The sequence below is a fragment of the Victivallis sp. genome (assembly GCF_048170485.1).
In the GTDB taxonomy this organism is placed as follows: Bacteria; Verrucomicrobiota; Lentisphaeria; order Victivallales; family Victivallaceae; genus Victivallis.
This window is the reverse complement of sequence record NZ_DBEXAY010000291.1, coordinates 1-14,071: the sequence shown is the minus strand read 5'-3', so window position 1 is coordinate 14,071 and position 14,071 is coordinate 1. Positions and strand designations below refer to the sequence as shown.

The 14,071-nt window shown below is 58.7% G+C and carries 10 protein-coding genes; 6 read left to right on the top strand and 4 right to left on the bottom strand.

The features are described from left to right. Positions 1 to 119 precede the first annotated feature (119 nt). Both ACMLHG_RS15135 and ACMLHG_RS15130 read left to right on the top strand, forming a co-directional pair. Positions 120 to 2,105, top strand: a complete 1,986-nt coding sequence (locus tag ACMLHG_RS15135; RefSeq protein WP_417171033.1) for a beta-galactosidase — start codon at positions 120 to 122, stop codon at positions 2,103 to 2,105. A 167-nt stretch (positions 2,106 to 2,272) separates the two neighbouring features. After that, entirely contained in the window at positions 2,273 to 3,004 is a 732-nt protein-coding gene (locus ACMLHG_RS15130) for a prepilin-type N-terminal cleavage/methylation domain-containing protein (protein ID WP_295808716.1), read from the top strand. 12 nt (positions 3,005 to 3,016) lie between these two features. Here ACMLHG_RS15130 and ACMLHG_RS15125 read toward each other — a convergent pair whose 3' ends face one another. Continuing rightward, positions 3,017 to 3,271 (bottom strand): hypothetical protein, encoded by a 255-nt coding sequence (locus ACMLHG_RS15125; RefSeq protein ID WP_295808717.1) that lies wholly within the window; start codon positions 3,269 to 3,271, stop codon positions 3,017 to 3,019. Then, entirely contained in the window at positions 3,268 to 3,513 is a 246-nt protein-coding gene (locus ACMLHG_RS15120; protein WP_295808718.1) for a hypothetical protein, read from the bottom strand. The genes ACMLHG_RS15125 and ACMLHG_RS15120 overlap by 4 nt, the downstream gene beginning before the upstream one ends. Positions 3,514 to 3,533: 20 nt before the next feature. On the opposite strand from ACMLHG_RS15120, the gene ACMLHG_RS15115 reads away from it, so the two are divergent. The 4 genes from ACMLHG_RS15115 to ade all read left to right on the top strand — a co-directional run bounded on the left by ACMLHG_RS15115 (position 3,534) and on the right by ade (position 10,256). Next, complete coding sequence (locus ACMLHG_RS15115; RefSeq protein ID WP_295808719.1) at positions 3,534 to 4,523, top strand: HlyD family secretion protein; 990 nt, start codon at positions 3,534 to 3,536, stop codon at positions 4,521 to 4,523. 48 nt (positions 4,524 to 4,571) lie between these two features. Next, positions 4,572 to 7,340 (top strand): ribosome-associated ATPase/putative transporter RbbA, encoded by a 2,769-nt coding sequence (rbbA, locus tag ACMLHG_RS15110; RefSeq protein WP_417171032.1) that lies wholly within the window; start codon positions 4,572 to 4,574, stop codon positions 7,338 to 7,340. Positions 7,341 to 7,343: 3 nt separating this feature from the next. After that, on the top strand, positions 7,344 to 8,471 hold the full coding sequence (locus ACMLHG_RS15105; protein ID WP_295808721.1) for an ABC transporter permease: 1,128 nt from the start codon (positions 7,344 to 7,346) through the stop codon (positions 8,469 to 8,471). 72 nt (positions 8,472 to 8,543) lie between these two features. Continuing rightward, positions 8,544 to 10,256: an adenine deaminase gene (gene ade, locus ACMLHG_RS15100; protein WP_417171031.1), complete on the top strand. Its 1,713-nt coding sequence runs from the start codon at positions 8,544 to 8,546 to the stop codon at positions 10,254 to 10,256. A gap of 48 nt (positions 10,257 to 10,304) precedes the next feature. On the opposite strand, the gene ACMLHG_RS15095 is transcribed toward ade, so the two are convergent. Together ACMLHG_RS15095 and ACMLHG_RS15090 are read right to left on the bottom strand one after the other, a co-directional pair. Then, the gene (locus ACMLHG_RS15095) at positions 10,305 to 13,352 is read right to left on the bottom strand and encodes a DUF1565 domain-containing protein (RefSeq protein WP_417171030.1); all 3,048 of its coding nucleotides are present in this window, start codon (positions 13,350 to 13,352) and stop codon (positions 10,305 to 10,307) included. A 19-nt stretch (positions 13,353 to 13,371) separates the two neighbouring features. Then, complete coding sequence (locus tag ACMLHG_RS15090; RefSeq protein WP_417171029.1) at positions 13,372 to 13,698, bottom strand: H-X9-DG-CTERM domain-containing protein; 327 nt, start codon at positions 13,696 to 13,698, stop codon at positions 13,372 to 13,374. Positions 13,699 to 14,071 lie beyond the last annotated feature (373 nt).

The following is a 14,071-nucleotide window of genomic DNA, read 5'->3' as shown; positions in this document are numbered from 1 at the left end:
GAATGAAGTTTTTTTTGCTAAATTGTCTTCTTTTACCGCTGTGTGCCGGGGTGCTTGCCGCTGCTGAACTTTCCGTGACGCTTTGTCCTGGAACTCCTATTGGGAAAGGGGAAGTTGCTTTGCAGGCCGATTCTCTGATATTGACGACACGTCCTGACGCTTCTTCTCACTGGCAGGGAGTTGCACTGCCGGCTCCGGCGGATGTCTCCAAGTATGAAGCATTCCGTTTCTCCGTGCGCAATCTTTCGGATCGCGCGGCAAAGTTTGAGTGCGAACTTGTGACGCATCAGCCCGCACTGTTCGCCCATCAGGTTGCTGATGCGGTCATGCTTGCTCCGGGAGAGCGTCGACGTGTGATACTTCCTTACCCTGTTTTCGTAAACAGCGATCCAGACTCTCCGTTCGGCTTGCAACGGCCGTTTGACCGTACAAAGCATAAACGTTCTCTGCCGGATGGAAAACTCTCGGAGATCCGTTTTTACACCTATCGCAGCACACGCATGGAACGCTTTGAAATAGGAGATCTCAAGTTTGTCAGCCGTTTTGAAGAAAGGGATCGTCTTCAGCCGGTTTCCCCTGCAGAGAAATTCTATCCCTGCATCGACCGGTTTGGTCAGTATCGTCACGGGGAATGGCCGGGAAAGCTGCACGATGAGAGTGAATTTCTGTTGCGACGTCGGGAGGAGGCCGCAGATCTTGCCTTGTATCCGCAGGTTGCCGGTATCAACCGCTTTGGCGGCTGGGCCGCCGGACCGGCTCTGGAGAAGCGGGGGGGATTTTATCCGATCAAACGGAATGGACGGTGGTGGCTGGTCGATCCGGCGGGAAATCTCTTCTGGTCCTTCGGTTTGAATTGTGTGAACAATCGGATCGAATTCGGGTTGGATCTTCATGAAAACTGCTTTGAGGCTCTGCCGGAGGCCAGCTCCCCATTTTTCTCCGTTTACCGCAATCCCATCGGCTTTTACCGGGCTCGCGGATTCGCTGAAGTGAAAGTGGTTGACTTTCTGCGCTGGAATCAGTTTCGAAAATACGGCAGCGGATATGAAGCCATTTTTGTGCAACTTGCCCCCCGGAGACTCCGGTCGTGGGGATTTAACACGATTGGCAACTGGAGCATGTCTCGCATTTATGATACCGGGACGCTCCCGTATACCGCGACCATCGAGAGCCGTTCGCCTCTGATTGCAGGAGATAAAGGCTACTGGCAGAATTTCCCCGACGTATTTGACCCTGCTTTTGCCCGTTCCATCGAAAAAAGTTTGATTGCACAGCAACGAAGAATCGATGATCCGCTCTGCATCGGATTTTTCTTTGGAAATGAGATCAGCTGGGGGGACGGTACCTCCCTGGCCCGGGGGGGCGTTCGTTCTCCTGCAACTCAGGCGGCAAAAAAAGCATTTGTCAAGCATCTGCGTGAGAAATACGGTTCCATTGCAAAGCTCAATGAGGCATGGGGAAGAAGTCATGCCGACTTCTCCAGTCTGCTTCAGAGCCGGGATGAACCGCATACCCCGGAAAGTCTGGAGGATCTGCGTGAATTCGACCGAATGCTGGTTCGGCGTTACTTTGAGACGGCTCGTACCATACAGAAACGGCTTGCTCCCTGGAAATTGCTGCTGGGATGCCGGTTCATCTCCGACAATCTGGCTCGACCGGATCTTATCGTCGAGGCGGCGAAGTTTCTGGATGTGGTCAGTTTTAACATCTATTGGAAATCTCTGGATGCCTTTGCTCTGCCCGAAGGACTCGATGTGCCGGTGCTGATCGGAGAGTGGCATATCGGGTGCTCCTCTTACGGCCCGCCGCATCACGGCATTCGTGGAGAAAGCACACAAAAGGAGCGCGCCGCTGCCTGTCTCAACTATCTGAAAAGCGCCCGGCGCAATCCTTTCATCGTAGGTGCGCACTATTTCATGTATTGCGACGAACCGGCACTGGGACGGCCGCAGGATGGAGAAAATATGCAGATCGGTTTCGTGGATGTTACCGATACTCCTTATCCTGATATGGTGAACTGCAGTCGCCGTTTTGCAGAGAGACTGTATGAGTGCCGTGAAAGCGAAGAAACGTTGCCTGCCGAAACCGGTAGTGGGATGGAGTGACGGCACTGTTCCGGCTGCACGGTTTCGGAAGACCGATTGGTGTTACGATACGGAAAATTTTCGTTGTGTTCCCTTCGGAATCTTCTGGATCGCAGGAGGTTTCGCATTTGATGTACAAATGTGTTGAGAGCAAAGCAGAGTCTTGTAAGCTGGAAAAGGAGGTTTTCATGAAAAAGGAATGTATCGGTTGCCGCAGATGTTTTTCTCTGATTGAATTGCTCATAGTCATTGCGATCATCGCAATCCTCGCGGGCATGTTGCTGCCCGCCTTGAATAAAGCGAGGACCCGGGCGGATACCATCAGCTGCGTTTCCCGACAGAAACAGACTCTTTCTTCGCTGATGATCTATGCGGACAGCTTCAACGGTCATATGCCCAGCGGCAAAGATGGAAACGACCATGCGGATGCTGACGGCAACGACGATTCTGCCTGGGCGGCGAAACTGATTGCCGCGGGAATCGAGCGTCGGCCGGCTCTGGGGCAGAAGTCCCATCTGGTCTGTACGCAGTCGCCGACAACCCGTGGAACCTGGGGATGGAATCAATCGCAGCAGTATGCGGCCATGAAGACCTTTGGCCTGACCGCTCCCAGCAAGGAAGGGGTGAGGGGATTCTTCCGGGTCGGGATTTACTTTGCTTATGGTCACTGGATTCCGGCGCAGGTTTCATCTGCGTCAAAAACATTGTTTCTGGGCTGCAGCGCTCAGCGTGATACCTGGAGCGATCCGAATCACACCATTGTTCCGGATGCATCGATGCAGGACTACCGGTTTCATCTGATCCATGACGGCAGAGTCAACTGCGGAATGCTTGACGGGCATGTGGAGACACTCGATAGAAATTCGCTTGTCAGTGATTACGATGTGCTCAACGAGCAGTGCGCATTGAAAAGCTGGTAGAAGTACGACTTTTCAGGTCAGGAACAGCGGTGATTTTCCTTTGCGGGAAACACCGCTGTTTTTTTGCCGTTGAATGGTGTTGTTGCAAGCGGTTGCGGAGAGAGCTCTGGAGCCGTTCCGGTTGACGGGAGAAAACGCTGCTGTTTTGAGACGGTCAGCTTCCGGGAAAACTGCCGGAAGAATGGCATGGAGGGCGCAGATGCCTGTGGTGATCTCCTGCGTTTCAAGTGACTTTGCAATAGCAGTACATGAATCTGCTGAAATCAATGACCTTGATACTCGGCCTCTCTCCGGTTGCTGAGAACTTGAAAAATCGTCTCTGCGGCGGTATAGTAAAAGATATATTTGTCATTTTGACGGCCGGCTGCCGGCGGGGAATGAGGGGAGCGGCTGTCCTGGAAAGATTGCGGAGACTGGCGTTTTTGCCGCTTGGGGAATTTTGCCTGGATGCCGCCGTTTTCTGTGCCCCCCGGTACCGTTTTTTGAAGAATTCCTGCAATCAGCAACATAAGAAAGGATTTCCGTCGCCATGAAGAAGTGGATTATCATCCTGGTCGTGATTGCCGCCGTCGCCGGCATCGGGGGGTATGCGTATTGGAACTATCGGCGCGCGCAGGCGATGCTTCATCCGAAGTTCTACAGCGGCAACGGCCGGCTCGAGGCCACTGAAATCTATGTCTCCTCCAAGCTGGCCGGGCGAATTGAGAAGATCTTCGTCAAGGAAGGCGATCTGGTGAAAAAGGGCGACAAGCTCGTGCAGATGCAGACCAACACGCTGGAGGCGGAAAAAGCGGCAACTCTCGCCAACATCAAAGTGCAGGAGGGCGAACTCGCCATGGCCCGGGCAACCGTCAAACTCAAGGAGAGCGCGTTTTCCGGGGCGGAGAAGGAGTTCAAACGTCAGAGCGCGCTTATCAGCAGCAACGCGGTGAGCCAGCGCGTGTTCGACGAGGCCGAAACACAGTACAACAACGCGAAGGCCGATCTCGAATATGCCCGGGCCAACGTCATCGCCGCGGAGGGGCGGGTCGCGGAACAGAAGGCGGAGCTCCAGCGCATCGAAGCGGACCTCGCCGACAGCACGCTGGTCGCCGCCTACGATGGGCGCATTCAGTATCTGCTCGCCCATGAAGGGGAGGTGCTCTCCGCCGGCGGCCGGGTGATGAATCTGGTCAACCTCACCGACACCTACATGACCTTCTTCCTGCCGACGAGCATCGCCGGCAGAGTTCAGATGGGGGCCGAGGTGAAGCTGATCTTCGACGCGGCGCCGCAGTATGCGATCAACGCCCGGGTCACCTACATCGATCCGGTGGCCCAGTTCACGCCGAAAAGCGTGGAGACCCAGGTCGAGCGGGAAAAGCTCATGTTCCGCATCAAGGCCAACCTCGACGCGGAAAAACTGCGGCAGTATATCTCCAACGTCAAAACCGGTCTGCCGGGCGTCGCCTGGGTGAAGCTCGATCCGCAAGCCGACTGGCAGAGTGCTCCGGTCAAGACCCTGCGGCCGGCGAAGTGATTCCCGGAGCCGTCGCGCTTTTGTCTGGAACTCTCAGGGAGATGAAATATGTCGTCAATCTCGATGGATGACCGCCGGAACGCCCCGGTTGTGGAATTCCATGATCTTTCGCTCTCCTACGGCAGGACGATCGGCATCGAACGGCTGACGCTGGCGCTTCCGCCGCGCAAACTGATCGGCCTGATCGGTCCGGACGGCGTCGGCAAGTCGACGCTGCTTTCGCTGATCACCGGGGCGCACGCCATGCAGACAGGGGAGCTCCACGTGCTGGGCGGGGATATGCGCAGCGCAGAGCACCGCAACCGGATCTGCCCGAAAATCGCCTACATGCCGCAGGGACTTGGTAGGAATCTCTATTTTACCCTCACGGTCGAAGAGAATCTGCAGTTTTTCGCCCGGCTCTTCGGGCAGGACGCGGAGGAGCGCCGCCGCCGGATCGACCGGCTGACCCGGAGCACCGGCCTCTACCGCTTTCTCGACCGCCCGGCGGGCAAACTCTCCGGCGGAATGAAGCAGAAGCTCGGGCTCTGCTGCTCCCTCATCCACGACCCGGACCTGCTGGTGCTGGATGAACCCACCACCGGCGTGGACCCGCTGGCCCGGCGCCAGTTCTGGGATCTCATCGACAACATCAAGAAGGAACAGCCTGATCTCAGCGTGATCGTCGCCACCGCATACATGGATGAGGCCCAGCGGTTCGACTGGCTGATCGCCATGGATGACGGGCACATTCTCGACACCGGCACGCCGGAGGAGCTGCTGAAGAAAACCGCGAGCCCGAATCTGGACGCGGCCTTCATCCAACTGCTGCCGGAGGAGAAACGCGCCGGCCATCATGAACTCGTGGTTCCGCCGCTGGAAACGGATGGGGAAATTTCGATCGAGGCGGAGAATCTGACCAAGCGGTTCGGTGACTTCACCGCGGTCGATCACGTCAACTTCAAGATCCGGCGCGGCGAGATATTCGGCTTTCTCGGCTCCAACGGCTGCGGTAAGACCACCACGATGCGGATGCTGACCGGGCTGCAGCCGGCGACCGAAGGGGTGGCGAAACTCTTCGGCAAGCCGATCGACGGCGAGTCGCTGGAAACGCGGAAGCACCTCGGGTACATGACCCAGCTGTTCTCGCTCTACAACGAGCTCACGGTGCGGCAAAATCTGGAGTTGTACGCCCGACTTTACGACATCGCGCCGGAGGAGATTCCCAACCGGGTGGAGGCGATGCTGGAGCGGTTTGATCTCACCGGCGTGGCGAACCGGCTCCCCTCCCAGCTGCCGCTGGGGATCAAGCAGCGCATGTCGCTGGCCGCGGCAGTCATTCACAGTCCGCAGATCCTGATTCTGGACGAACCGACCAGCGGCGTGGACCCGGTGGCGCGGGACAGCTTCTGGGAGCTCATCATCGAGATTTCGCGCCGCGACAAGGTCACGGTGTTCATCACGACTCACTTCATGAACGAAGCCGCGCGCTGTGACCGCATTTCGCTGATGCACGCGGGCCGTTCGCTCGCCTGCGACACGCCGGAGGCGCTGATCGCCGCGCGCTCCGCCGCGACGCTGGAGGATGCGTTCATCGGTTATCTGGAGGACGCCGACCGCGGAGCGGCCGAAGCGGCGGAAGCGGCCGCCGAAGGCACCGGCGTTCCGGCCGTGGCGGAAAAGCGGAAAAAGAGGAGCTTTTTCCGCGAACACATCTTTGATTTCGGCCGGTTCTACACCTGCTTCTGGCGGGAGCTGCTGGAGTTGCGGCGGGACCGCATCCGGACCACTCTCGCCCTGTTCGGTGCGATGATCCTCATGATGGTGATCGGGTACGGGATCAACATGGATGTGGAGCATCTCGACGTGGCGGTCCTGGACTGGGATCAGAGTGAGTTGAGCCGGGAGTATCTGCTCGGCCTCTACGGGGCGCCGCGCTACTTCAACATTCACGAGCCGGTGAACGGCCATGCCGAACTCGATACGCGGATGAAGAGCGGTGAACTGCAGATGGTGGTGGAGATTCCGCCTTCGTTCGGCCGCGACGTTCAGAGGGGGGAGAATCCTGCCGTCGGGTACTGGGTCGACGGCGGAGATCCCTCGACGGCGGAGACGATCGGCGGCTATGCCCAGGGGGTGCATTCGCTCTGGCAGCAGCGGTACCGGGAGCGGCAGCAGCCGGACAATTCGACGGAGGTTTCCGTACAGAACCGCTATCTGTACAATCCGGATGTCTTGAGCCTGCCGGCGATGGTTCCCGCGGTGATTCCTCTGCTGCTGATGATGATTCCGGCCGTTCTGGCGGCGCTGTCGGTGGTGCGCGAGAAGGAGCTCGGGTCGATCATCAACCTGTACGTCACGCCGGTGCGGCGTTCGGAATTCCTGCTCGGGAAACAGCTGCCGTACGTGCTGTTTTCGTTCGCCAGCGCCGTGCTGCTGGTGCTGATGGCGGTCTTTCTGTTCGACGTGCCGATCAAGGGAAGCATCCCATTGCTGCTGGGGGCGCTCTTCATCTACTGCATTCTCTCGACCGGCATGGGGCTGCTCTGCTCGTCGGTGACCCGGAGCCAGATTGCGGTGATCTTTCTGACCATGATTGCGACGATGCTGCCGGCTTCGCAGCTGTGCGGATTGACCAATCCGGTGCCGAACGACGGCAGTCTCAGCAGCATCGTGGGCAACGTGTATCCGACGACCTACATGCTGCTCATCAGCCGCGGCGTATTCAACAAGGGGCTCTATTTCGCCGACATGGCGGTGCCGGTTCTGATTCTGACGGCGGAGATCGCGGTCATCTGCGGGCTTGGAATCCTTTCGCAAAGAAAACAGGAGCGTTGAACGATGAAGGAATCGCTTCGACATATTTTCAGTCTCGGCTGCAAGGAGATCGTCGGCCTGTTCCGGGATCCGTTGCTGGTTGTTTTGATCATCTACGCGTTCAGCGTGAACGTCTACATGGGGGCGAAATCCGTGCCGGACGCCATCTCCAACGCCGCCATCGCCATCGTGGACGAGGACGGCTCGGCCCTGAGCAAACGGATCGGCGACGCCTTCATTCCGCCGCTGTTTCTCAAGCCGGAGAAGATCTCCCGGGCGGACATCGACAAGGTGATGGATCAGGGGCGATACACCTTTGTGGTGGTGTTTCCGCCGTCGTTCCAGGAGAAGGTGCTGGCCCGCGACAACCCGGAAGTGCAGGTCAATGTGGACGCCACCCGCATGTCCCAGGCCTTTACGGGGAACGGTTACATTCAGCAGATCATCAACCGCGAGGTGAACAGCTTCCTCGGCGAGGAAACGCAGAGCGATGGACCTGTCTACAGTGCGGATATCATCATCCGCAACCGCTTCAACCCGAATCTGACGAAGAGCTGGGAGGGGGCGGTGAGCGAACTGGTCAACAACATCGCCATGATCGCCCTCATCCTGACCGGGGCCGCGCTGATTCGCGAACGGGAACGGGGGACGCTGGAGCACCTGATGGTGACGCCGGTCAAACCGGTGGAGATCATGATCTCCAAGATCTGGTCGATGTCGCTGGTGGTGCTGGTGGTGACCGGGTTCTCCCTGTTCATGGTGATTCACCAGTTCCTGAGCATTCCGATTGCGGGTTCCTTCTGGCTGTTCATGCTGGGGGTGCTGATCAACCTCTTCGCGATGACCTCGCTGGGAATCTTTCTGGCCTGTTTCGCGCGCGACATGCCGCAGCTGGGGATTCTGATGATTCTGGTGCTGATGCCGATGCAGATTCTCTCCGGCGGGACGACCTCGCAGGCGAACATGCCGGAGATCATTCAGTTCATCATGCGGTTTGCGCCGACCACCTATTTTGTGGAGATCAGCAAGGCGATTCTCTTCCGCGGAGCGGATTTCGGTCTGATCTGGAAGAGTTTCGTGCAGATGTTCCTGCTGGGGGGCGTCTATTTCTTCATCGCACTGCGCCGGTTCCGCAAGTCGGTGGCCAGTTGAATTGGAGGCGTGCGGGTGATATTGTAACCGGGTGAAACTTTTTTTGCTGTTTTCCGGAGGAATGAAGCTGTCATGAGAGCAGAGCGGAACAATCTGGCGGAGATGATCGCACAGGCGCAGGGGAAGAAGCCCGCTTCGCTGGTGATCCGGAACGTCTCCATCTTCAATCTGATCACGGGGAAAATCCAGCGGGGCGACATCGCCCTCTGCGGCGACCGCATTGCCGGAGTCGGCGGCCCTTATCGCGGGGAGCGCGAACTGGACGGCACCGGACTTACTGCCGTGCCGGGATTCATCGATGCGCATGTCCATGTGGAGTCCTCCATGGTCACGCCGTTTGAATTCGAACGGTGCGTACTGCCGCACGGCGTCACCACGGCGATCTGCGACCCGCACGAACTGGCGAATGTCGCGGGAACCCGGGCGATCGACTATTTTCTGGAGTGCGCCCGGCGGATGTGCATGGATCTTCGCATTCAGATCTGTTCCTGCGTTCCCTCCACGTCGCTGGAGACCGCCGGCGCGGTGCTCGGCGCGGAGGAGCTGCGCCGCTATGCCGCCGAGCCGCTCTCCTGCGGACTTGCCGAATTCATGAATGTGCCCGGCATCCTGACGGAAGATCCGGAGGTGCTGGCGAAGCTGGAGCTCTTCCGCAACCGGGTCGACGGCCACTGTCCGCAGCTGACCGGGAAGGCGCTCGACGCCTGCCTCGCCGCCGGCGTCAGGAACTGCCATGAATCCCACTCGCTGGCCGAGGCGGAGGAGAAGCTCGCGCGGGGGATGCAGGTTCTGATCCGCGAAGGGTCGGTCGCGCGCAATCTGGATGCGCTTCTGCCGCTGATTACCGTGGGCAACTCCCCCTTCCTCTGCTTCTGCACCGACGACCGCAATCCGCTGGACATTGCGGAAACCGGCCATCTGGACCACCTCATCGCCCGCGCGATCTCCGGCGGCGCCGACCCGCTGGCGGTCTACCGGGTGGCCTGCTGGTCGCCCGCGGTTCATTTCGGACTCTCCGACCGGGGGCTGATCGTGCCGGGCCGCCGGGCTGATTTGGTTCTGCTCTCCGATCTGGAGCGCTGTCAGGTGGCGAAGGTTCTGAAAGACGGCGTGGTGGTCGATGAACAGCGGTTCGCCGCGCGGGGAGTGCCGCCGGATCCATCGCAGTTTCTGAATACCATCCGGTGCGGCGAGGTTTCGGCCGAACAGTTCCGGGTGCATTCGACGCGGTCGCGGACGCCGGTGATCGGTATCCGGCCTCTCTCTCTGCTCACCGATTTTCTGGAGCGGGATCTCCCCCTCGTCGAAGGATGCAAACCGTGCCTGCCGCAGGAGGATATCGCAAAAATCGCCGTGCTGGAGCGCCACGGCCGGAACGGCAATATCGCAGTGGGATTTGTCAAGGGGTTCGGCATGAAATCCGGCGCGATTGCCTCGAGCGTCGGACATGACAGCCACAATCTCTGCACGGTCGGCGTATCGGAGGAGGATATGGCGCTGGCGGTGAATGCTCTGCGGGAGACGGGGGGCGGATTTTCCGTCGCCGTCAACGGCCGGGTGCTCGACCTTCTGCCGTTGCCGGTGGGCGGGTTGCTCTCCTGCCACGATTTCGAAACCGTGGCGGAGGAACTGCGGCGGATTCATGCGGCGGTGAAGGCGACCGGCTGCCCGCTGGAGACGCCGTTTCTTCAGCTGGCCTTTCTGCCATTGCCGGTGATCCCGTCTCTCCGGATCACCGACCGTGGCATTGTGGATGTGGAGAAGTTCGCGTTTGTCGCTCCATGACCCGGCGGCTTGCACCGCCGGGTTTTCCTGCCGCAGCGAGGAGCAGTCTTACGGCAGAAGTTCGACGTCGTAGACCGGATTCTTGCCGATGGCGGTGTACCAGGTTCCGCCGTTCCGGGGGGAGGGCAGGGTGTCGGAGCCGGCCGGTTTGAACGCGGTTCCGTCGAGCACGGCGGTGACTTTGCCGTCGGCAAACCCGACCTCCAGAGTCAGCCAGCGATCCCGCGACGGAGTGCCGAGCGGAAATTCGACGCTCTCTTTGCCGTTGGCGACTTTGAGCTGACTTGCCGCATTCTGTGTCAGAATCCGGATGGAAAATCCGCCTTTCCGCAGAAGCGTGGTGACGGCCTCTTTCTCGGTGAGCCGGAATTGGAAGCGGGCGCCGCGCGGAGCGGTTTTCGTCCGGCCGAGCGGGAGGGAGACCAGATCGGCGTCGGACCAGACGCCCCAGCGCCCCGGTTCCGGCCCGGCGGTGCGGATCAGCGTCGGGTGATAGAACACCTTGCGGGCAAAGAGGGAGAGTTTCGCCAGATCCACCGCGGTCCCCGGCCCGGCGACAATCCGGAACTCACTGCCGGCGGGAACCGCCCCGAGATCGACGGAGGCGTCCGGCTCTTCGAAGGCGAGGATCCCTTTGCCGCGGGCGATGCTGTTCCCGGTAAGCTGGAACTTTTCATTCACTCCGGCCTGTTTCAGGGAATCGGCCCGGAGGCCGCCGTCACCGGCGATGATGCCGAGATGCGGATTTTTCGCGTCGTTCCCCACCTCCAGATTGGCGTAGAATTCGAAGAGACTGCCGCGCCACTTCGCGAGTTTGTGCATCCGGTCGACCGCGAAGATATTGTTGAAGTAGCGGAAGTTGACGAAGTCGCGGATGGCGCGGCCGAGAACCGGCTGCGGCGTGGTGAAAAGATTCCCGTAGGGCCAGATCAGCGTGTTGTTGAAGACCAGAAAGCCCGGGTCGGGCGCCATGACGAACCGTTTGGAGACCAGCGCCGCAATCTGATCGACGTCGAGACCGCCCATTTCCTTGTGTTTCCAGTTGCTCCCGGAGACGCCGATCTTGAAGACGCCGGGCCGGAATTTTTCCGGATTCAGGCTGTCTGCCAGCTTCTGGAATGCCGGCGTGCAGGTCACGATGTTACGGTAGATGTAGATCGGCCCCGGCCACGGCTTGCCGCCGAGCGGCTGCCAGGAGAGCGGTTCGAAAATATCTTCAAAATAGTTGTTGAAAATCCGCATATCGCTCGCGTGGTTCTCGGTTTCAACCGCGTTGTCGACGATCCGGCGGAAGAGGTTGCCGTAGACCTGAAAGTGTTTCGCCCAGTCGACGCACCAGCAGGACATTCCCTCAAAGCTGTTTTCGACCACGTTGTTGCGGACGTGCCAGTTTTTGGCAACTCCGCCGACGATGCCGGTCTCGTAATTTTTCATCTTCACGGTGTCGGCGTTCACGCCTTTGCGGGCCCAGAAATAGAAGAAATGTTTCTTCTGAATGTCGGTCTTGCCCCATTTGGCAATGGTGTCGAGCACGTCGTCGTAGGTGGATGCCTGATCGTAATGGCAGTTCTCAACGAAAACCGCCTCCGCTCCGCCGAATCCCCAGACCCCGGCGCGGCATCCTTTGAAGAAGCTGTCGCGCACCACGACGTTGCTGCCGCCGGTGACCACGCCCGCCGAACCGGGCGTCTCAAAGGTGAAGCCGGAGAGGATCACATGAGTTGGTTTCCGGAGGGAAATGAAGAAATTCGCATCCTGTTTCCGGTAGATGTGGTGCCCGTTGTAGCCCGGAGCGAACGGCGGCGAAACTGCAATGACGTGATCGTTCGGGTCGGTCGAGCCGTAACGGCCGGAGGGGTGGAGCCGCACGTACAGTTTTTTCGACGGTTCATCGAAATAGAATCCGTTCTCCGGGGCGGGATAACCGTTTTTGATCTGAAAGGTTTTCAGCCCTTCCATCGTGGTGTAGGGGTAGAGGTCGATGTTGGAATAGAGCACCCGTGACGGGGCGCGAGTGCAGGGGGCGCTGTAGATGCCGAGCGCCTTGTCTTCCAGCTGAAATTTCACCTTTTTCTCCCGGATCGCCTGCTCGGCGGCGGTCAGAATCACGCTGCCGGGTTTGCCGTCGGCCAGAAAGGTGACCGGCTGTGCCGCCGTACCGCCCCGCGCCAGATCCACCGTCTCGAAATAGACCCCCGGAGCAATCCGGACCGTGTCGCCGGGATTGACCAGATCGGCCGCGCGCTGAATGGTGCGCAACGGCTTCTCCTTCGACAAGCCGTCGTTCCGGTCGTCACCGGTGGAACCGTTCACATAGCGGGTCACCGGGGTCGGGTTGTGTGCCGCAGAGGAGCCGTTGCCGGTCAGGCCGAGTTCCTCGTCGGAGAGCGCCTCTTTCCACACGGTGATGCCGCCGAGCCGGGTTCCCGCGGGGGCGAGCATGGAACAGCTTTTGCTGTTGTTCCGGCGGCCTCCGATGCCGAGGAGACCGTCTCCCGCCTCAGGAATGATTGCCTCCACGCCGGAACATTCCGTCTGACCGAGGTAGAGCACGTTGCCGTTCTGCCGGTCGCGGATTGCCAGAGTCAGCATTTCTCCGGGGGAGAAGCGAAGAATGCATTCATACCACTGCCCGGGCTTGAATTCCGGGGCATTTTTGCCGAAGACGGGGCGTATGGAGTCCCGTTGCCCGGCGGAAACCTGTCCGGCGGGCTTATGGCCGTCAAGTTCATACGGATTTTGTGAGCCGAAACCCATCTCGAAGCCGCGCCGGCCGTCTTCCGTGCGGTGGCGGGAGATGATTGCTCCAACCGGCTGTGCCGGATAGCGGACCAGCACCCGCACCGTCTGGGCGCCATCATGGCGGAACGGAATTGCCAGCATGCTCTTGCCGTCCAGTTGGATCACCTGTTTTTTCAACTGGTCATCCGGCACCGTCGGCAGCGGACGTCTGACCATGTTGCCGTCCGCCTGAAACTGACGGAGCCGGGAATCGGCCGCAGAACCCGGTTTCTGCCAGTCGAAATCGGGCGGAGTCACAGCGTCTGCATGGAAGAGCGCGGCGGCAAACAACAGAGAGAGAAGTTGTATTTTCATAGGGAGGATCCTCTTTTTCTTACCAGCTGTCCGCATCGTGCCAGAAGGGATACGGCAGATTTTTTGCTCCGGTACTGCCGGATTTGATGGAAAGCAGTTCCGCGTGGCTCAGCCAGCTGACGTGACCGTCGACGAATGCGACGTTGGCGCCGTTGTTGTGCCGCCGGGGAATGAAGTCTCCGTTGTACATATTGAGCGGGCGGGAGATTTTATTATCGGTTGTCCCGATGATGCTGGTGCTGGAGCTTTCGGTGATCAACATGCGTTGCGACGGTTTTTTCACCCGGGAGATCTTGCCGTAACGGGCATTGGGGGCTCCTCCGGAACTGCTGAGCTGATAATTCACCTGAAAGTCGCGGATAGTGAAAGAATCAATATCTCAACACGATCACTGGGTATCTACTTGAAAAAACGATTCGGAGAACGTAAGCATAAAAAATTCAGCGGGAATCAACATTGGTATTATCAACTTCGAGAAAAAAATGAAGATGATAATTCACTTGAACACGAATTGATGATTCAAGATCACGCGTTCATTCATTAATTAACATCGGGTGGTGAAATATCCACCCATTCAATCTAACTAGGAGTTCTATTAAATGAAAAAGACAAACTTAGCAGACATTTTAAGACAATCAGAACAAAAGAAACATTTCGTTATAAAAAAAGCATCTATTGATCCGATATTCTTAAAGGACAACGAAAATTTCAGAAACTTG